Source organism: Pseudomonas rustica, assembly GCF_049959085.1.
Classification (GTDB): domain Bacteria; phylum Pseudomonadota; class Gammaproteobacteria; order Pseudomonadales; family Pseudomonadaceae; genus Aquipseudomonas; species Aquipseudomonas rustica.
In genome coordinates, this window is sequence record NZ_CP188200.1 from 3,415,786 (window position 1) to 3,435,760 (window position 19,975).

General features: G+C 59.5%; 16 protein-coding genes and 4 tRNA genes. 4 read left to right on the plus strand and 16 right to left on the minus strand.

All coding sequences use genetic code 11. The features are described 5' to 3' along the window. Positions 1-60 precede the first annotated feature (60 nt). The 6 genes from ACP3TY_RS15595 to leuC form a co-directional block, all read right to left on the minus strand. A complete protein-coding gene (locus ACP3TY_RS15595) occupies positions 61-1,071 on the minus strand; it encodes an aspartate-semialdehyde dehydrogenase (RefSeq protein ID WP_426617928.1) in 1,011 nt (336 codons plus the stop codon). Between the two features lie 244 nt (positions 1,072-1,315). After that, positions 1,316-2,428 carry an aspartate-semialdehyde dehydrogenase gene (gene asd, locus ACP3TY_RS15600; RefSeq protein WP_212550458.1) on the minus strand — a complete coding sequence of 371 codons (1,113 nt, stop codon included), beginning with the start codon at positions 2,426-2,428 and terminating at the stop codon, positions 1,316-1,318. Between the two features lie 66 nt (positions 2,429-2,494). Continuing rightward, on the minus strand, positions 2,495-3,577 hold the full coding sequence (leuB, locus tag ACP3TY_RS15605; RefSeq protein ID WP_053118931.1) for a 3-isopropylmalate dehydrogenase: 1,083 nt from the start codon (positions 3,575-3,577) through the stop codon (positions 2,495-2,497). A gap of 54 nt (positions 3,578-3,631) precedes the next feature. Further along, positions 3,632-4,399: a class I SAM-dependent methyltransferase gene (locus ACP3TY_RS15610; RefSeq protein ID WP_400750451.1), complete on the minus strand. Its 768-nt coding sequence runs from the start codon at positions 4,397-4,399 to the stop codon at positions 3,632-3,634. Between the two features lie 138 nt (positions 4,400-4,537). After that, entirely contained in the window at positions 4,538-5,182 is a 645-nt protein-coding gene (gene leuD / locus ACP3TY_RS15615; protein WP_053118928.1) for a 3-isopropylmalate dehydratase small subunit, read from the minus strand. A gap of 10 nt (positions 5,183-5,192) precedes the next feature. Further along, a complete protein-coding gene (leuC, locus tag ACP3TY_RS15620; RefSeq protein ID WP_053118926.1) occupies positions 5,193-6,611 on the minus strand; it encodes a 3-isopropylmalate dehydratase large subunit in 1,419 nt (472 codons plus the stop codon). Between the two features lie 147 nt (positions 6,612-6,758). Between leuC and ACP3TY_RS15625 the strand changes: the two genes are divergently transcribed. Both ACP3TY_RS15625 and ACP3TY_RS15630 read left to right on the plus strand, forming a co-directional pair. After that, positions 6,759-7,649, plus strand: a complete 891-nt coding sequence (locus tag ACP3TY_RS15625) for a LysR family transcriptional regulator (protein ID WP_053118923.1) — start codon at positions 6,759-6,761, stop codon at positions 7,647-7,649. Between the two features lie 69 nt (positions 7,650-7,718). After that, positions 7,719-10,997 (plus strand): sensor domain-containing protein, encoded by a 3,279-nt coding sequence (locus tag ACP3TY_RS15630; protein ID WP_053118921.1) that lies wholly within the window; start codon positions 7,719-7,721, stop codon positions 10,995-10,997. Between the two features lie 45 nt (positions 10,998-11,042). Here the strand turns inward: ACP3TY_RS15630 and ACP3TY_RS15635 are convergent, their stop codons facing one another. From ACP3TY_RS15635 to gltX, 10 genes are all read right to left on the minus strand, one after another. Then, on the minus strand, positions 11,043-11,486 hold the full coding sequence (locus ACP3TY_RS15635) for an Hsp20 family protein (protein WP_426617929.1): 444 nt from the start codon (positions 11,484-11,486) through the stop codon (positions 11,043-11,045). Positions 11,487-11,607: 121 nt separating this feature from the next. Continuing rightward, positions 11,608-12,567 carry a tRNA dihydrouridine synthase gene (locus tag ACP3TY_RS15640; RefSeq protein ID WP_116031011.1) on the minus strand — a complete coding sequence of 320 codons (960 nt, stop codon included), beginning with the start codon at positions 12,565-12,567 and terminating at the stop codon, positions 11,608-11,610. Positions 12,568-12,731: 164 nt separating this feature from the next. Further along, positions 12,732-13,169 (minus strand): acyl-CoA thioesterase, encoded by a 438-nt coding sequence (locus ACP3TY_RS15645; RefSeq protein ID WP_053118910.1) that lies wholly within the window; start codon positions 13,167-13,169, stop codon positions 12,732-12,734. Positions 13,170-13,214: 45 nt separating this feature from the next. Continuing rightward, positions 13,215-14,048 carry an alpha/beta fold hydrolase gene (locus tag ACP3TY_RS15650; protein WP_426617930.1) on the minus strand — a complete coding sequence of 278 codons (834 nt, stop codon included), beginning with the start codon at positions 14,046-14,048 and terminating at the stop codon, positions 13,215-13,217. A 30-nt stretch (positions 14,049-14,078) separates the two neighbouring features. Continuing rightward, complete coding sequence (locus ACP3TY_RS15655) at positions 14,079-14,618, minus strand: TetR/AcrR family transcriptional regulator (RefSeq protein WP_053118906.1); 540 nt, start codon at positions 14,616-14,618, stop codon at positions 14,079-14,081. A 181-nt stretch (positions 14,619-14,799) separates the two neighbouring features. Next, a tRNA-Glu gene (locus tag ACP3TY_RS15660) sits at positions 14,800-14,875 on the minus strand. A 79-nt stretch (positions 14,876-14,954) separates the two neighbouring features. Continuing rightward, positions 14,955-15,030 (minus strand) — tRNA-Ala (locus ACP3TY_RS15665). Positions 15,031-15,082: 52 nt separating this feature from the next. Then, positions 15,083-15,158, minus strand: a tRNA-Glu gene (locus tag ACP3TY_RS15670). An 80-nt stretch (positions 15,159-15,238) separates the two neighbouring features. Continuing rightward, positions 15,239-15,314: transfer RNA gene (locus ACP3TY_RS15675), tRNA-Ala, on the minus strand. A gap of 257 nt (positions 15,315-15,571) precedes the next feature. After that, positions 15,572-17,053, minus strand: a complete 1,482-nt coding sequence (gene gltX, locus ACP3TY_RS15680) for a glutamate--tRNA ligase (RefSeq protein WP_159812938.1) — start codon at positions 17,051-17,053, stop codon at positions 15,572-15,574. A gap of 228 nt (positions 17,054-17,281) precedes the next feature. On the opposite strand from gltX, the gene ACP3TY_RS15685 reads away from it, so the two are divergent. Then, complete coding sequence (locus tag ACP3TY_RS15685) at positions 17,282-18,331, plus strand: HlyD family secretion protein (protein WP_426617931.1); 1,050 nt, start codon at positions 17,282-17,284, stop codon at positions 18,329-18,331. Between the two features lie 49 nt (positions 18,332-18,380). Further along, a complete protein-coding gene (locus ACP3TY_RS15690) occupies positions 18,381-19,871 on the plus strand; it encodes an MDR family MFS transporter (protein WP_178124178.1) in 1,491 nt (496 codons plus the stop codon). Positions 19,872-19,975: the final 104 nt, after the last annotated feature.

Consider the following 19,975-nt stretch of genomic DNA (forward strand, 5'->3'; position numbering starts at 1 on the left):
TGCTCCGGGCAAGCATAGCGCTCACCTAGAATCAGTCGACAAATTGTTGCCAAGTATCTTTTACAGCAGGTCTTTTATCAACAATTCAGCTACCTGCACAGCGTTAAGGGCCGCGCCTTTGCGTACGTTATCTGACGTCAGCCACAGATTAAGTTCCGCCGGGTCGTCGACACCGCTGCGCACGCGCCCGACATAGACCACGTCCTGCCCTACTGCGTCACCGACCGCAGTCGGATAATCACCGGCCTCAACCAGCTCAATCCCCGGCGCCGCTTCGAGCGCCGCGTTGACCTTTTCCAGGTCGACGGCCTTCTTCGACTGCAAGGTCACGCTAAAGCTATCGCCAAAAAACACCGGGGCTTGAACGCAAGTTGCGGAAATCTTCAATAAGGGTTGCGCCAGCACCTGGCGCAGCTCACGCACCAGACGTTTTTCCAGCAGCGTGTGACCCTGCGCGTCCGGCGTGCCGACCTGAGCCAGCAGGTTGAACGCTACCTGCCGGTCAAAAAAGGTTGGCTCCAGCGGGCGCATGTTCAGCAGCTCGGCGGTTTGCCGCGCTAGTTCGGAAACGGCTTCGCGACCTTGCGCGGACATCGCCAGACTGGCGCTGACATTGACGTATTGCAGGTCGATCAGATCGAGCAACGGCGTCAATACCACCGCGAGCGTGGTGGCTGACGGGCTCGGGCTGCTGACCTGGAACGGCGCTTTCAGATTGGCGAGTACCGCGGCGTTGGCTTCGGGCACCACTTGCGGCGCCTGATCGGCCGGCAAGGCGCCGGACAAGTCGATCAGCGAGCAACCGGCAGCGTGAGCGCGCGCCGCGTAACTCAGGGTGATGGCCGGGCCAGCGGCGAAAAACACCAGTTTGACCTTGCTGAAATCGAACTCGTCGACCTCACGAACGCGCACGTTTTTGTTGCGGAACAGCACCGAGCTACCGGCGGATTCGCTGCTGGCCAGCAGGTGCAGGTTGCCGACCGGAAAGTCGCGCTCTTCGAGAATCTGTACGAGGGTTTCGCCGACAGTACCGGTGGCGCCGATTACGGCAATATCTAGGGTCTGGGTCATGGTGCGAGCCTCTGGCGAAACGGGGGGAGCGGCACTTTACCGGGTGACCGCCATGCAGGCAATTTCTGCCCACCCGGATCGTTCCCACGCTCCGCGTGGGAATGCCGCATCGGACGCTCCGCGTTCGGCTTGTAAAGGGACGCGGAGCGTCCCGGGATGCATTCCCACGCATAGCGTGGGAACGATCGGCATAAAAAAACCCGCACCTCTTTCAAGGCACGGGCTCTTTCATTGCTTCAAGCGATCAACGCTCGAGCAAAATCCGCAACATGCGACGCAGCGGTTCGGCCGCGCCCCACAGCAGTTGGTCGCCAACGGTGAACGCGCCGAGGAACTGCGAGCCCATGTTCAGCTTGCGCAGACGGCCGACCGGGACATTCAGGGTGCCGGTGACCTTGGTCGGGCTCAGCTCCTGCATGCTGATATCGCGCTGATTCGGTACAAGTTTGACCCAAGGGTTGTGCTGGCTGATCAGCCCTTCGATATCGGCGATCGGTACGTCTTTGTTCAGCTTGATGGTCAGCGCCTGGCTGTGGCAACGCATGGCGCCGATGCGCACGCAGATGCCGTCGACCGGGATCGGGCTCTTGAAGCGACCGAGGATCTTGTTGGTCTCGGCCTGAGCTTTCCACTCTTCGCGGCTCTGGCCATTCGGCAGTTCCTTGTCGATCCACGGGATCAGGCTGCCGGCCAGCGGTACGCCGAAGTTTTCGGTCGGGTACGCTTCGCTGCGCATGGCATCAGCAACGCGACGGTCGATGTCGAGGATCGCGCTGGCCGGATCGGCCAGTTGATCAGCGACAGCGGCGTGGGTCGCGCCCATTTGCTTGATCAGTTCACGCATGTTCTGCGCGCCGGCACCGGAGGCCGCTTGATAAGTCATGGCGCTCATCCACTCGACCAGACCGGCTTCGAACAGACCGCCCAAGCCCATCAGCATCAGGCTGACGGTGCAGTTGCCGCCGATGTAGTTCTTGGTGCCCGCATCGAGCTGCTGATCGATGACCTTGCGGTTCACCGGATCAAGAATGATCACTGCGTCATCGTTCATGCGCAGGCTCGAGGCCGCGTCGATCCAGTAACCCTGCCAACCGGCTTCGCGCAGTTTCGGGAACACTTCGCTGGTGTAGTCGCCGCCTTGGCAGGTCAGAATCACGTCGAGGGTCTTCAGCTCATCAATGCTGTAAGCATCCTTGAGCGGAGCAATGTCCTTGCCCACGGACGGGCCTTGGCCACCGACGTTGGAAGTGGTGAAAAACACCGGCTCGATTAGATCGAAATCCTGCTCTTCCAGCATCCGCTGCATGAGCACGGAACCGACCATTCCGCGCCAACCGATCAGACCTACACGTTTCATCGCAACTACACCTTCTTGAAAAGTGGGCCGCTGCTTTGTATTGAATTTCGCAGCGGGCCCGAGAGATTACAGATTCCGCAGCGCGGCGACTACTGCGTCGCCCATTTCCTGCGTACCGACTTTGGTGCAACCGGCCGAATAGATGTCGCCCGTGCGCAGACCCTGGTCGAGCACGACGCTGACGGCTTTTTCGATGGCATCGGCGGCATCCTGCAGATTGAAGCTGTAACGCAGCATCATCGACACCGACAGAATGGTCGCCAACGGGTTGGCAATACCTTTACCGGCGATGTCCGGAGCGGAACCGTGACAAGGCTCGTACATGCCCTTGTTGTTGGTGTCCAGCGACGCCGACGGCAGCATGCCGATGGAACCGGTGAGCATCGACGCCTGATCGGACAGGATGTCGCCGAACATGTTGTCGGTGACGATCACGTCGAACTGCTTCGGCGCGCGCACCAGTTGCATCGCGGCGTTGTCGACGTACATGTGGCTCAGTTCGACCTGCGGGTAATCCTTGGCCACTTCTTCAACAATTTCACGCCACAGCTGGCTGGACGCCAGCACGTTGGCCTTGTCCACCGAGCAGAGCTTTTTGCTACGCACCATGGCCATGTCGAAACCGACGCGGGCGATGCGGCGGATTTCGCTTTCGCTGTACGGCAGCGTGTCGTAGGACTGACGCTCGCCGTTTTCCAGGGTACGGGTGCCGCGTGGTGCGCCGAAGTAGATGCCACCGGTCAGCTCGCGAACGATGAGGATGTCCAGACCGGCAACAATTTCCGGCTTCAGGCTCGAAGCCTCGGCCAGTTGCGGGTACAGAATCGCCGGACGCAGGTTGCCGAACAGGCCCAGTTGCGCACGGATTTTCAGCAGGCCGCGCTCAGGGCGGATATCACGTTCGATGGTGTCCCATTTCGGGCCACCGACGGCGCCCAGCAGCACGGCATCGGCAGCGCGGGCACGGTCGAGGGTTTCGTCGGCCAATGGCACGCCGTGCTTGTCGATGGCCGCGCCACCGATCAGGTCATGGCTCAGCTCAAAGCCCAGGCTGTATTTGTCGTTGGCCAGTTCCAGCACCTTGACCGCTTCGGCCATGATTTCCGGACCAATACCGTCACCTGGGAGAATCAGAATCTGCTTGCTCATGCTTTCCTCGTGTCTTCAGTCGGTGCGCCATCTGAGGCGCGCCCGGAAAAATTCTTAGCGCTCAGCCATCAATACGATTACATCTGTACTGAACGAGCCGTCGGCATCAATCTCAAAATATTCGCGCACTTCGTTGCCCATCGACTGCTGCAACTGGCGGATCGCGGCGCGCATCACTTCGGGGGTGCGCATGCGCTCAACCCAGGTGGTGTACTCCAGACGCAGGCGCTGACGCGTAGTGCTACGCACATGCAAACCGGCCTCGCTGACCTGGCGCAACCATTCAGCGGCAGAATAATCGCGCACATGGCTGGTGTCGCGCAGCACTTCAACGCTTTGCAGGTAAGTGTCGAACAACGGACTGCCCGGTGACAACACGTCAACGAACGCCGCCACACCGCCCGGCTTCAGCACCCGACGCACTTCGCGCAGGGCCACACCGAGATCGCTCCAGTGATGCGCCGAATAACGGCTGAACACGAAGTCGAACTCGCCATCGGCAAACGGCAGACGCTCGGCGGCACCGTTGACCGTGGCAATGTTGCCGATACCGCGATCAATCGCAGCGGCGGCGACCACGTCGAGCATTTGCTGCGACAGGTCGTAAGCGACCACTTCCTTGACCAGCGATGCCACGTGAAAACTGACGTGACCGGCGCCGCAACCCAAGTCCAGCACACGAGCCTCGCCCTGCCCGGCCAGTTGAGCCTGTAGCAGCGCGAATTCGGTGCCTTGAGCGTGAACGGCGCTGCTCAGGTAGGCGGCGGCCTGCTCACCGAATTGCTTTTGTACGACCTGGGTGTGTTGGGCGGTGCTGGTCATGGTCACATCCTGTATTTGCGTTGTTTGGGCTGGCCCCTTCGCGAGCAGGCTCGCTCCCACATTTGAAATGCATTCCCCTGTGGGAGCGAGCTTGCTCGCGAAGGGGCCGGCCCTGACTACATCAATCCCAAATCTTGCTTATGCGTCGCGAAACAACCACGGCTGGCTAACCCGATGCCTGGCCTCAAACGTCGCAATCGCATCACCGTCCTGCAAGGTCAGCCCGATATCGTCCAGACCGTTCAACAGGCAATGCTTACGGAACGCATCAATCTCAAAGCTGTACACCTTGCCATTCGGGCTGGTCACGGTCTGCGCTTGCAGATCGACCTGCAATTGATAACCCGGCTCAGCCTCGACCTGCTTGAACAACTCATCAACCTCAGCGTCGCTCAAGATGATCGGCAACAAGCCGTTCTTGAAGCTGTTGTTGAAGAAAATGTCGGCATAGCTCGGCGCGATGATGCTGCGGAACCCGTATTCTTCCAGCGCCCACGGCGCGTGTTCACGGCTGGAGCCGCAACCAAAGTTCTCGCGGGCCAGCAACACGCTGGCGCCTTGATAACGCTCGGCGTTGAGGACGAAGTCCTTGTTCAGCGGACGCTTGGAGTTGTCCTGATACGGTTGCCCGACATCGAGGTAACGCCATTCATCGAACAGGTTCGGGCCGAAACCGGTGCGCTTGATCGACTTCAAAAACTGTTTCGGAATGATTTGGTCAGTGTCGACGTTGGCACGATCCAAAGGCGCGACAAGACCAGTGTGCTGGGTAAAAGCTTTCATGCTGCGCTCCTTAAATCAATTCGCGAACGTCGATGAAACGACCGTTCACCGCTGCCGCCGCCGCCATGGCCGGGCTGACGAGGTGGGTACGGCCACCGGCACCCTGACGGCCTTCGAAGTTACGGTTGGAGGTCGAGGCGCAATGCTCGCCGGACTCCAAACGATCCGGGTTCATCGCCAGGCACATCGAGCAACCCGGCTCACGCCATTCGAAACCGGCCTCGAGGAAAATCTTGTCGAGACCTTCGGCCTCTGCCTGCGCCTTCACCAGACCCGAACCCGGCACCACGATCGCTTGCTTGATGGTCGATGCGACTTTACGGCCCTTGGCGATCACCGCCGCAGCACGCAAGTCTTCAATGCGCGAGTTGGTGCAGGAGCCGATAAACACGCGATCCAGTTGAATGTCAGTGATCGCCTGATTGGCGGTCAAACCCATGTATTTCAGGGCACGGACGATCGAGTCGCGCTTGACCAGATCCATCTCTTTGGCTGGATCCGGCACGTTCTGATCAACGGCCAAAACCATCTCAGGCGAAGTGCCCCAACTGACTTGCGGCTTGATCTGAGTAGCGTCGAGCTCAACCACGGTGTCGAACCTGGCGTCGGCGTCGGAGACCAGATCTTTCCAGGACTCGACGGCCATGTCCCATTCCGCGCCTTTCGGAGCAAATGGACGGCCCTTCACGTAATCGACAGTCTTCTGATCCGCTGCCACCAAACCTACGCGGGCGCCGGCTTCGATGGACATGTTGCAGATGGTCATGCGGCCTTCAACGGACAAATCGCGGATCGCGCTGCCGGCGAATTCGATGGCGTGGCCGTTACCACCAGCGGTGCCGATTTTGCCGATCACTGCGAGGACGATGTCCTTGGCGGTCACGCCGAACGGCAATTGCCCTTCAACGCGCACCAGCATGTTTTTCATTTTCTTGGCGACCAGGCACTGCGTGGCGAGCACGTGCTCGACCTCGGAAGTGCCGATACCGTGCGCCAAAGCGCCAAACGCGCCGTGGGTCGAGGTGTGCGAGTCGCCGCAGACCACGGTCATGCCCGGCAAGGTCGCGCCCTGCTCCGGGCTGATCACGTGGACGATGCCTTGGCGGACGTCGTTCATCTTGAACTCGACAATGCCGTATTCATCGCAGTTGTCGTCGAGGGTCTGAACCTGCAAACGCGAGACCTGATCGGCAATGGCTTCAATGCCGCCCTTGCGCTCTGGCGTCGTCGGTACGTTGTGATCCGGGGTCGCGATGTTGGCATCGATGCGCCAAGGCTTGCGCCCGGCCAGACGCAGACCTTCAAAGGCTTGCGGCGAAGTCACTTCGTGAATGATGTGACGATCGATGTAGATCAGCGCAGAGCCATCGTCGCGCTGCTTGACCAAATGCGAATCCCAGAGCTTGTCGTAGAGCGTTTTGCCGGCCATCAGACGGTTCCTCATCAGCTTGTTTCTATGCCCCGGGCCTTGAACGTTTCAATAACCCTTTGGCTTGTGAGGTCGATCCTATGGGGTTACATTAAATAACTCAAATTCATATTTTTTATGCTTTGGATAACCAACTGGAATACCACCATGGATCTGGCCAACCTCAACGCTTTTATTGCCATCGCCGAGACCGGCAGCTTCTCCGGCGCCGGCGAACGCTTGCACCTGACGCAGCCGGCGATCAGCAAACGTATCGCCGGTCTGGAGCAGCAACTGAAGGTGCGTCTGTTTGATCGCCTCGGCCGGGAAGTCGGCCTGACCGAAGCCGGCCGCGCCCTGCTGCCACGGGCCTACCAGATTCTCAATGTGCTCGATGACACCCGCCGCGCATTGACCAACCTGACCGGCGAAGTCAGCGGGCGCCTGACCCTGGCGACCAGTCACCACATCGGCCTGCACCGTTTGCCGCCGCTATTAAGGGAGTTCACCCGCCGTTACCCACAGGTCGCGCTGGATATTCAGTTCCTCGATTCGGAAGTGGCCTACGAAGAAATTCTCCATGGCCGCGCCGAGTTGGCGGTGATCACCCTGGCGCCAGAGCCGCATGCGCTGGTCAAAGCCACGCCGGTGTGGGACGACCCGCTGGATTTCGTGGTCGCCCCGGAGCATTCGCTGATCAGCAACGGCGCCGTCAGCCTGGCGGACATTGCCGGCCATCCGGCGGTTTTCCCCGGTGGCAACACATTTACTCACCATATTGTCCAACGACTGTTCGAGGCTCAGGGCCTGACGCCGAACATCGCCATGAGCACCAACTATCTGGAAACCATCAAGATGATGGTCTCGATCGGCCTGGCCTGGAGCGTGCTGCCGCGCACGATGCTCGATGATCAGGTGGCAAGCATCGCTTTGCCGGGCATACAGCTGCGGCGCCAGCTAGGCTATATCTTGCACACTGAACGGACGCTATCGAACGCGGCTCGCGCCTTTATGGCCTTGCTGGACGCACAAATCGATCTGCCAGGGACTCTCGGCTGACTTGTGCTACTCCTATAGAGCCGCGTTTCCCTGTGCCTAACGCATAAACCAGCTCAAGGCCCGTAACCAATGCCGAAATCTGTTGACCGTATCCCGCCGATGCCGCGCATTCAGGCAATTGATCCACGGCATTCCGAGCAGAGCTGGGAAAGTGCGCCGCAATTGCTCGCGGCGCTCAACGGCGCCCGGCTCGGCGCCTGGTATTGGGACATCGAGCGCGGGCAGATCAGTTGGTCGCGGGGCACGCAGGCATTGTTCGGCTTCGATCCACGCCAGCCGCTGCCGGCCGACCTTGAATACCTCGATTTATTGCCTCCGGAAGATCGCGCGAAAACCGTGCGCGCCTTCCACGCGGTGATTGCCGGTGCGCCGCTGGAGCAAGCGATGCACCACCGCATCCAATGGCCTGACGGCAGCCTGCACTGGCTGGAGATCAGCGGGAGTCTGCTGCCGGACAAAAACGGCCGCCCCCGAATGATCGGGGTGATTCGCGAAATCACCCACCAGCGCCAACGCGAGCAAGCGCTGAGCAGCTCGGAGAAACGTTTCGCCACACTATTTCACCTATGCCCCAACATGGTTTTGCTCACCCGCCAGGAAGACGGACTGATCAGCGAGGCCAATCAGTATTTTGAAAGCCTGTTCGGCTGGCCGGTGCAGAGCGCCATCGGCCGTACCACGCTGGAACTCGGTTTGTGGGTGCATCCCGAACAACGCGCCGAGCTGGTCAAAAAGACCAACACCAAAGGCGAACTGATCGCCATGGAAGTGCAGTTCCGTGCGAGCAACGGCCAGATCCACGACGGCATTCTCAGCGCGCAGAAGGTCGAACTCGAAGGCCAACCCTATCTGCTCAGCACCTTCCTCGACACCACCGAACGCAAAGCCGCCGAACACGCCTTGAAGGACAGCCAGGAACGTCTCGACCTCGCGCTGGACTCGGCGCAACTCGGCACGTGGGACTGGCACATCCCCAGCGGCATGCTTTACGGCTCGGCGCGCGCCGCGCAGTTGCACGGGCTTGAAGCGAAACCGTTCCATGAATCGTTCGATGAATTTTTCGAAGGCGTGCCCGGCGAAGAACGCGACAGCATGCGCGACGCCTACCGCAGCCTGCGCGAAGGCCCGGCAGGTAATTATCAACTGACCTATCGCGTGCAACTGCCGGACGGCAGCTCGCGCTATCTGGAAAGCCGCGCCCGCCTCTACCGCGACGACAACGGCGCGCCGCTGCGCATGGCCGGCACGTTGCTGGACATCACCGATCAAGTCGAACGCGAACAGCGCCTGGTCGCCTCAGAAGAAAAATTCGCCACGCTGTTCCAGGTCAGCCCCGACCCGATCTGCGTCACGCGCCAGGACAGCGGCGAATTCATCGAGATCAATAACAGCTTTACCCAGACTTTCGGCTGGAGTGCCGGCGACGTAATCGGCCACACCGCCGAAGAAATCGGCCTGTGGGACGCTTCGGCAAAAAGTCTGCAACGCATCGAGCGGGTGATCCGCGAACAGGGCCTGAGCAACGTCGCGATCATCGTCCAGCACAAGGACGGCCAGTCGCTGACCTGCGTGATTTCCAGCCGGCAGATCAGCGTTGGGGATCAACCGTGCATCGTCACCACCCTGCGCGACATTACTCAGCAACAACGTTCAGAGGCCGCACTGAAGGCCAGCGAAGAGAAATTCGCCAAGGCGTTTCACTCAAGCCCCGACGCGATCACCATCACCGAACGTGATTCCGGGCGCTATCTGGAAGTTAACGACGGTTTCTGCCGGCTTACCGGTTATCGCGCTGAAGAGGTCGTCGGTAAAACCGTGTATCAGGTTGGCATCTGGGCCGAGGAGAAACAGCGCTCGGCGCTACTCGCCGAGTTACAAATCAAGGGCCGCGTCCACCATCAGGAAATGCTTGGGCGCAACAAGCGCGGGGAAATGCTCACGGTCGAAGTCTCGGTCGAGCCGATCACCCTCAACGAAACCGCGTGCCTGCTGCTGACCGCCCGCGACGTCAGTCTGCTGAAAAATGCCGAAGCACAAATTCGCCACTTGGCTTACCACGACCCACTGACCAACCTGCCCAACCGCGCCTTGCTGATGGATCGTCTGAGCCAGCAGATCGCCCTGCTCAAGCGCCACAACCTGCGCGGTGCGCTGCTGTTTCTCGACCTCGATCACTTTAAACACATCAATGATTCCCTCGGCCATCCGGTCGGCGACACGGTGTTGAAGATCATCACCGCGCGCCTTGAAGCCAGCGTACGCATGGAAGACACGGTCGCGCGCCTCGGTGGCGATGAGTTCGTGGTGCTGCTCAGCGGTCTGGAAGGTTCGCGCAACGAAGTCAGTGCGCAAGTGCGCGAGCTGGCCGACACCATCCGCGAATTGCTTTCGGAACCGATGTTCCTCGATGGCCAGCGCCTGCAAGTGACGCCGAGCATCGGCGTGGCGCTGATTCCCGATCACGGCTCGACCCCGACCGATCTGCTCAAACGCGCCGACATCGCGCTGTATCGGGCCAAGGATTCCGGGCGCAACACCACGCAGATGTACCACAACACCATGCAGAAAGCCGCCAGCGAGCGGCTGCGCATGGAGACCGATTTGCGTCTGGCGCTGTCGCGCGGTGAATTCAACGTGCACTTCCAGCCGCAGATCGATGCCCGCAACAACCAGATCATCGGCGCCGAAGCACTGGTGCGCTGGAACCACCCGGAACTCGGCGCGCAATCGCCCACCGAATTCATCAAGGTTCTGGAAGACAGCGGCCTGATTCTCGAAGTCGGCACGTGGATCCTCGACGAAGCCTGCGACGCCTTCAAACAGCTGATCGGACTGAAACTGGTCGACCCGCTCAACTTCAGCCTGTGCGTGAACATCAGCCCGCGGCAGTTCCGCCAGAACGACTTCGTCGAACGAATCGAACACAGCATGATCAGCCACGGCTTGCCCTGCTCGCTGCTGAAACTGGAAATCACCGAAGGCATCGTCATCCAGAACCTGGAAGACACCATCAGCAAAATGCGTCGTCTGAAAAAACTCGGCGTGAGCTTCGCCATGGACGATTTCGGCACCGGTTATTCGTCGCTGACGTACCTCAAGCGCTTGCCGGTGGACACGCTGAAAATCGACCAGTCGTTTATTCGTGATGCGACGACGGATCCGAACGATGCCGAGATCATCCGCGCGATCGTGGCGATGGCGCGCAGCCTGGAGCTGGAGGTGATTGCCGAGGGGGTGGAGACGCCGGAGCAGTTGGCGTTTTTGCAGGGATTAGGTTGCCATTTGTATCAGGGTTATCTGCACAGCCGGCCGGTGGCACTGGATGATTTGAAGGTGTTGCTGGAATAGCGGGCACAAAAAAGGGTGCCATTGGCACCCTTTTCATTGCTCGGCTTACTGCAACGCCGGCTTCTGCCCCCCATTGATCGGGATGCGTTTGGCTTTCGCTTCTTCCGGAATCACGCGCAGCAGGTCGATGCTCAGCAGGCCGTTGCTCAGATCCGCTGCCTTGATCTCGATGTGATCGGCCAGGCGGAAGGACAGCTTGAAAGCACGCTGGGCAATGCCCTGATGCAGGAAGGTTACGCCTTCGTTGGCATCACGCTTGCCGCCACTGATGGTCAGCACACCTTTCTCGACTTGCAGTTCCAGGTCTTCTTCCTGGAAGCCGGCTGCCGCTACAACGATGCGGTATTGGTCGTCACCGTGTTTTTCCACGTTGTAAGGTGGGTAGCTGCTGCCTGGCTCATTGCGCAGGGCGGTTTCGAACAGGTCGTTGAAACGGTCGAAGCCCACCGAGGAACGGGACAGTGGCGCAAGGGAAAATGCAGTACTCATGGTTCAAATCTCCTGAAAACAATCAGCAAGTTTTTTTGACTCCGCGACCCGAATTCGGCATCGCGTAACCCCTAGATAGGGACCGCTGATTTGTTTTCAAGAGACTGTTTGCAGATTTTTTTCAGGCGGCTTCTGCTACCGGCAAACCCAGCAAACGCGAAACATGATCCGGCTCAGTCTCACGGCGCAGCACGGTAAACAGTTCGGTCGCCTCCGGATAATTGCGCGTCAGCATCGCCAGCCATTGCTTCAAACGGCCCGGCGATTGGCGAGCGGTCATCTGTGCTTTGGCTTGCAACCAGAAGTCTTGGATCAGCGGCATCAGTTCCGCCCAAGTCATTTCAACCACTTCTTCCCCGGCACGGGCCGCGGCGATTTGTTTGGCCAGATCCGGGCGCGACACCAGACCGCGACCGAGCATGATGTCTTCGACGCCACTGATTTCGCGGCAACGGCGCCAGTCTTCGACGCTCCAGATATCGCCATTGGCGAACACCGGCACCTTTACCACGTCCTGCACGCGCGGGATCCACTCCCAGTGCGCCGGCGGTTTGTAGCCATCCATTTTGGTTCGCGCGTGAACCACGATGTGTTCGGCGCCGCCTTCGGCCAATGCCGTGGCGCATACCAGCGAGCCGTCGGGGCTGTCGAAGCCGAGGCGCATTTTCGCGGTCACCGGAATGTGCGCAGGCACGGCACGGCGCACGTGTTCGACGATCTGGTTGAGCAACTCGGGCTCTTTCAGCAGCACGGCGCCACCACGGGATTTGTTCACGGTTTTGGCCGGGCAGCCGAAGTTGAGGTCGATCACTTCGGAGCCGAGTTCGCAGGCCAGCGCAGCGTTTTCCGCCAGGCACACCGGGTCGGAACCGAGCAATTGCACGCGCAGCGGCACGCCGGAAGCGGTGCGGGCGCCGTTGAGCAGCTCGGGGCCGAACTTGTGGAAGTACGCCGGGGTGAGCAACTGGTCGTTGACCCGAATGAATTCGGTCACGCACCAGTCGATGCCGCCAACGCGGGTTAGCACGTCGCGGAGGATGTCGTCGACCAACCCCTCCATGGGCGCCAGAGCAATTTGCATGGGGAAAACACTACTTAAGGAAAAAACGTGCGGCAGTTTACTGGATATCGCGGGAAACCGCAGATCCCTTGTAGGAGCTGCCGAAGGCTGCGATCTTTTGATGTTGTTTTTTATAGGTCAAGATCAAAAGATCGCAGCCTTCGGCAGCTCCTACAGGGATCGGGTCAGGCTGGGGTCAGGATCGCAGGGCCATAGCCTTCGATAAACTCGGCCGGCATGCGCTTGGGTTTGCCGGTGGACAGTTCGATGCAGACAAACGTGGTTTGAGCACGCAGCAGCGTGGTGTTGTCGCTTGGGCGGATCAACTGAAAGTGCCGGGTCATCTTCAAGCGCTGATCCCAATCGACGATCCATGTCGCCAATTGCAACTCGTCGCCTTCATACGCCGCTGCCAGATAATCGATCTCGTGGCGCACCACGGCCATCGCCCGGTCCAGCCGCCGATATTCGACCAGATCCAGCCCCAGACGCTGCGAGTGGCGCCAGGCGCAGCGCTCGAGCCAGGTTACGTAGACCGCGTTGTTCGCGTGGCCCAGCCCGTCGATGTCTTCGGCGCCTACTTGCAGATCAATGGTAAACGGCGTTGCCCGATCCCAGCCCATGCCCCACTCCCGGTCAGTTATTCAACCGGGGCAGTGTAACGGAGCTCACGCCGATTGGCGCGCCTGAAGGCTACGGCCGGCGAGCAGTGATAACACCCCATCAATCAGGCGCGGGTCGGCGAGCACGCGCTGATGACCACCGCCCTCAAGGCGCAGCAGACGGCTGTCGAACCAGGATTCGTGGATCAGCTGCGACTCTTTGACCGAGACGAAATTGTCGTCCTCGGCGTGCACGATCAGGCCGGGCATATCCAGTTGATAGTGGGCAACGTCAAGGGTCGCGGCGCGCATGCCGACGTCCTGCTCGACCTGACGGATGAAAGCCGAACGTGCTCGCGGTGGCATGCCCATGTAGCGAGCGAATCCGCGCAACACACCAAGAATGCGTGCCGGCGCGGCGATGCTGACGAGGGTTTCGGTGCGCAAGCCCAATTGCACGGCGAGCATGGCGCTGGCGCCGCCCATCGAGTGACCGATGACCGCTTGCAGCGGCGGAAGCTCGGCAGCGGCCTCAAGCATGGCGCGGGCGAACAGGACGACGTTGGCTTCACGCCCCGGTGAGCGACCGTGTGCCGGGCCGTCGAGTGCTACGACGGTGTAACCGGCATCGACGAGCGCCGTGATCAGCGCGGCGAACTGGGTGGGCCGCCCTTCCCAACCGTGCATCAGCAGCACCGCAGGGCCTTGGCCCCAGCGCAATGCCGAGAGGCCGAAACGCAAAGTAATGCGTTCAGCACTGGCGAGCATCGGCAGTTCCCAGTCGCGCAGTGGCAGCGCGCGCGGCGTCATGAACGCCAGGCGCATTTTGCTCGCCACTAATTTCGGTGCAAACCAGCCTAAGGTGCCATTAACGCCACGAACCCATTTCAACGTGCTCATCGCTCTCTCCTCAGGCGTGTTGCCTTCAGGTCAACGCACCGCCGACTTGGCAGCGCGCAGCAATCGATCGGATAAATCTCCAGGGCCGAGCGCTCTTGCGAGGGCCAGGCCACCCACCATCAAGGCCACATCAGCCAGGGCTTTGTCGGTGTCCTCAGGGCTGGACGCCAACTGCGCAATCATCAATTCCAGGTGTTCGTTCAGCGCGATGCGGAACGATTCCGGCAGACGCCCCAACTCACCGATCGACGCCGGAATCGGGCAGGCCGCTTCGCTGGAGTCACGGTGCTTGCGCGACAGGTAGAACGCAGCAACCAGCGCGCGGCGTTCTTCACCGGTCAGTTCGGCATCCATGTCGGCAATCAAGTCGCGGCGGCGGCCTAGAAGCTGTTTGAACGCTTCGAGCATCATCGCGTCCTTGCTTTCGAAGTGCGCGTAGAAGCCGCCAACCGTCAGGCCGGCTGCGCCCATCACTTCGCCCACGCTAGGATCTGCCGGGCCGCGCTGGATCAGTGCAGCGCTGGCAGCCTTGAGGATGCGTTCGCGGGTTTGAGCTTTTTTATCGTTCATCGTTGCCTCCGAATATTACGACTAGAATATTATTCGCATAATAATATTCTGCAAGTCAAGGATATGACCGCTGGTCTGAAGCACAGTTTAGGAAATAAGAGAATTGGCCAAACGCCAGACAAACAAAAGGGCCATTCAATAATTGAATGACCCTTATAAAATCCCGCAGAGCGGGTAATCGTGGCGTCCCCTAGGGGACTCGAACCCCTGTTACCGCCGTGAAAGGGCGGTGTCCTAGGCCACTAGACGAAGGGGACACAAACCTTCTATACAACTGATCAGTGCTGAGTGCTGATCGATTCAAGGCCGGTGTGGCCAGACCTTGAACTGTAAAATTGGTGGAGCTTAGCGGGATCGAACCGCTGACCTCCTGCATGCCATGCAGGCGCTCTCCCAGCTGAGCTAAAGCCCCGATTTATCGCCTCGCGGCGGAGTGACATTTTGCAACATCACTTCTGTAAAACTGGCGTCCCCTAGGGGACTCGAACCCCTGTTACCGCCGTGAAAGGGCGGTGTCCTAGGCCACTAGACGAAGGGGACGCAAACCCTTCTATACAACAGACCAACACTGAGTGCTGATCGCTTCAAGGCCGGTGTGGCCAGACCTCGAAGTGTAAAATTGGTGGAGCTAAACGGGATCGAACCGTTGACCTCCTGCATGCCATGCAGGCGCTCTCCCAGCTGAGCTATAGCCCCTCATCGTTGATGTCATCGCTGAGGACGGGGCGAATCTTAAGGGCGTATCGAAAGCCTGTCAAACTTATTTTTGAAAAATTTCAAAGTTTTTCGTCGGCATAACAATCACTTACCGCCCTCCCCCCGTAAATTCGGGACTCGGGATGTCACACAGACCTGTAGGAACTGCCGCAGGCTGCGATCTTTTGACTTTATCTTTTTAAAACAAGATCAAAAGATCGCAGCCTTCGGCAGCTCCTGCAGGGAAGGCAAAGCGTTTAGGCGATAGCGGCCAGGAGCTTTTCCCACTCTTTGTTTTCTTTCTTCGACACGCCGCCCAGCAGGTCAATCGCCTGACGCAGACGGAAGCGGGTCAGATCCGGGCCAATGATTTCCATCGCATCGAGCACCGACACCGAGCTTGCCTGACCGGTGATCGCCGCAAACATCAGCGGCATCGCGTCACGCAGTTTCAATTCCAGCGATTCAACCACTGCCTGAATCGTTGCGGTGATGTTGTCTTTCTCCCACTGACGCAGGCTTTCCAGTTTCCACAGGATCAACTGCATCAACTGACGAACCTGATCGCCCGAGAGCTTTTTCGATTCGAACAGTTTGGCATCCGGATTGACGCCACCGGCGAAGAAGAACCCGCCCAGCGGTGCAACCTGGCTGAAGGTTTCAACGCGACCCTGCACCAGCGGCGCGATCTTCATCATGTATTCCGGGTTCAGCGCCCAGGTCTGCAAACGACTGGCGAATTCTTCCACCGGCAGATCACGCAGCCACTGGCCGTTGAGCCACGACAGCTTCTCGATGTCGAAGATCGGCCCACCGAGCGAGACGCGCTTGAGGTCGAAGTTGTCGACCATCTCCTGCAGCGAGAACTTCTCGCGCTCGTCCGGCATCGACCAGCCCATGCGGCCGAGGTAGTTGAGCATCGCTTCCGGCATGAAGCCCATGCGCTCGTAGAACGTCACCGAAGTCGGGTTCTTGCGCTTGGACAACTTGCTCTTGTCCGGGTTACGCAGCAGCGGCATGTAGCACAGCTCCGGTTGTTCCCAGCCGAAGTACTCATAAAGCAGAATCAGTTTTGGTGCCGATGGCAGCCACTCTTCGCCGCGCAGCACGTGGGTGATGCCCATCAGGTGATCGTCGACCACGTTGGCGAGGAAGTACGTCGGCAAGCCGTCGGTCTTCATCAGCACTTGCATGTCCATGCGATCCCATGGGATCTCGACGTCGCCACGGAGCATGTCCGGCACCACGCAAACGCCTTCGCTCGGCACTTTCATGCGGATCACGTGGGGTTCGCCAGCGGCCAGACGGGCTGCGACTTCTTCTTTCGACAGCAGCAGCGCGCGGCCGTCGTAGCGCGGGGTTTCACCGCGAGCCATTTGCTCGGCGCGCATCTGATCCAGCTCTTCAGCGGTGCAGAAGCATGGGAACGCGTGGCCCATTTCGACCAGTTGCTGGCAATACTTCTGGTAAATGTCGCCGCGTTCGCTCTGGCGATACGGGCCGTGCGGGCCGCCAACGTCCGGGCCTTCGCTCCAGTCGATGCCCAACCAGCGCAGAGCGTCGAAGATCTGCTGTTCGGACTCGCGGGTCGAACGCAACTGGTCGGTGTCTTCGATCCGCAGGATGAACTCACCGCCGTGCTGCTTGGCAAAGCAGTAGTTGAACAATGCGATGTAAGCGGTACCTACGTGGGGATCCCCGGTAGGCGATGGCGCGATGCGAGTGCGGACGGTGGTCATGGCATGTCTCGAAAATAATGAAAAGCAAAACAATCAAGCGGCGAATGGTAACAGGCGACACCCGCCCCGCTCCAGCAGGCAGGGCATTTAAGCCAAGTTTGCGTCTGTAACGCCCGTACGCCGTGGTGAATGGGCAAATATCAGCGCTTGGCATTTACCGTTTATCGGCTGTATGCGAGATTCACCGGCTGATAACTTTCCTTACAATTCCTCGACTACAGTTTGCCCATGCCTGCCCAACTCAAGCGTCGCCTGTTTATTTTCCTGCTGCTCGTCCTGCTGATTGCCGGGGGCTTCTTCGCCCACTGGTTTTTCAAAGGACGCTTTTATGAAAGCACCGACAACGCCTATGTCCAGGGTGAGATCACACGTGTGTCGAGCCAATTGGGCGCGCGCATCGATGAAGTGCTGGTGCAGGACAATCAGCACGTGGAAAAAGGCCAGTTGCTGGTACGCCTCGAACCGAATGATTTCCGCCTCGCGGTAGACCGCGCCAATGCCGCCCTCGCCACCCGCGAAGCCGAACGCCTGCAAGCGCAAAGCAAACTGACCCAACAATCGAGCCTGATCGCCGCCAGCGATGCGCAAGTGGCAACCACCCAAGCCACGCTTGGCCGCTCGCAGATGGATTTGTCGCGCGCTGAAACCCTGCGCAAACCCGGTTACGTTTCCGAAGAACGCGTGACCACCCTCTCCGCCGACGCCCACATTGCTCGTTCGCAAGTGGCTAAAGCACAGGCTGACGCGCAAGGTCAGCGTCAGCAGGTCAACGCCCTGAACGCTGAAATTAAACGCCTCGACGCACAGATCGCCAACGCCCACGCCGATATTGCGCAAGCCGAACTCAACCTGACCCGCAGCGAAATCCACGCACCGATCAGCGGCCTCGTCGGTCAACGCGCCGCGCGCAATGGTCAAGTGGTGCAGGCCGGCGCCTATTTGCTGTCGATCGTTCCGGACGAAGACATCTGGGTACAGGCCAACTTCAAGGAAACCCAGATCGGCCACATGCAGCCGGGACAAAAAGCCGAGTTAACCTTCGATGCCTATGGCGACACGCCGATCGACGCGCGGGTCGAGAGCCTGTTCGCCGCATCTGGCGCGCAGTTCAGCCTGCTGCCACCGGACAACGCCACCGGCAATTTCACCAAAGTCGTGCAACGGATCCCGGTAAAACTGACCTTCAAAGCCGATAACCCGCTGCACGGCAAAATCCGTCCGGGCATGTCAGTCACCGCGACTGTGAACATCAAAGACGCCGCTGAAGATGGCCGGTGATTCGCTGATCCGCCCGGTCGGCGAACCGACCCGGCGCGATTGGATTGCGGTGATGAGCGTGATGCTCGGCGCCTTTATGGCCGTGCTCGACATCCAGATCACCAACTCTTCGCTCAAAGATATTCAGGGCGCGCTGTCGGCGACGCTGGAAGAAGGTTCGTGGATTTCCACCTCCTATCTGGTCGCGGAAATCATCATGATTCCGCTGACCGCGTGGCTGGTGCAGTTGCTGTCGGCGCGACGACTGGCGGTTTGGGTGTCGCTGGGCTTTCTGGTTTCATCGCTGCTGTGCTCGATGGCCTGGAGCCTGGAGAGCATGATCGTCTTCCGCGCGATGCAGGGTTTCACCGGCGGCGCACTGATCCCGCTGGCGTTCACCCTGACCCTGATCAAACTCCCCGAACACCACCGCGCCAAAGGCATGGCGATGTTCGCCATGACCGCGACGTTTGCGCCGTCAATCGGCCCGACGCTGGGCGGCTGGCTCACGGAAAACTGGGGCTGGGAATACATCTTTTATATCAACATTCCGCCGGGGCTGATCATGATCGCCGGTTTGATGTACGGTCTGGAGAAGAAAGAAGCGCACTGGGAATTGCTCAAAAGCACCGATTACACCGGCATCCTCACGCTGGGCATCGGCCTCGGTTGCTTGCAGGTTTTTCTCGAGGAAGGCCATCGCAAGGACTGGCTGGAATCGAGCCTGATCGTGACGCTGGGCAGCATTGCGCTGGTGAGTCTGATCACCTTTGTCATCGTGCAGATTTCCAAACCCAATCCGCTGATCAACCTTGGCATTCTGCGTAATCGCAATTTCGGTTTATCGAGTATTTCCAGCCTGGGCATGGGTGTCGGGTTGTACGGCTCAATTTATCTGTTGCCGTTGTACCTGGCGCAGATCCAGAACTACAACGCCCTGCAGATCGGCGAAGTAATCATGTGGATGGGCGTGCCGCAGCTGTTTCTGATTCCGCTGGTACCGAAGCTGATGAAGATCATTTCGCCGAAATGGCTGTGCACGCTGGGGTTCGGCTTGTTTGGTCTGGCGAGTTTTTCATCGGGAGTGCTCAACCCGGATTTCGCCGGGCCGCAGTTCAATCAGATTCAGATTGTCCGAGCACTTGGGCAGCCGTTGATCATGGTGACCATTTCCCTGATCGCCACGGCGTACATCCTGCCGCAGGACGCGGGGTCGGCATCGAGCCTGTTCAACATTCTGCGCAACCTTGGCGGTGCGATTGGCATTGCCTTGCTGGCGACGCTGCTGGATGCGCGCACCAAGACCTACTTCGATTATTTGCGCGAGGCGGTAGTGCCGACCAATCCGCAGGTGGCCGAGCGGTTGGCGTCGATGACGGATCGGTTTGGCAGTGACACGGCGGCGCTGGGCAAGTTGAGTGAGATCGTCCATCAGCAGGCGGCGATCATGGCTTACAACGATGCGTTTCACTTTGTCGGGATTGCGCTGGGGATCAGTATGCTGGCGATTCTACTGACCAAAAAGCTCCCGGCGGGGCTAAAGGCCGGCGAATCTCACTGATCCGACTCAATCCTGTAGGAGCTGCCGAAGGCTGCGATCTTTTGACTTTGATTGTAAAAACAAGATCAAAAGATCGCAGCCTTCGGCAGCTCCTACAGGTTTGA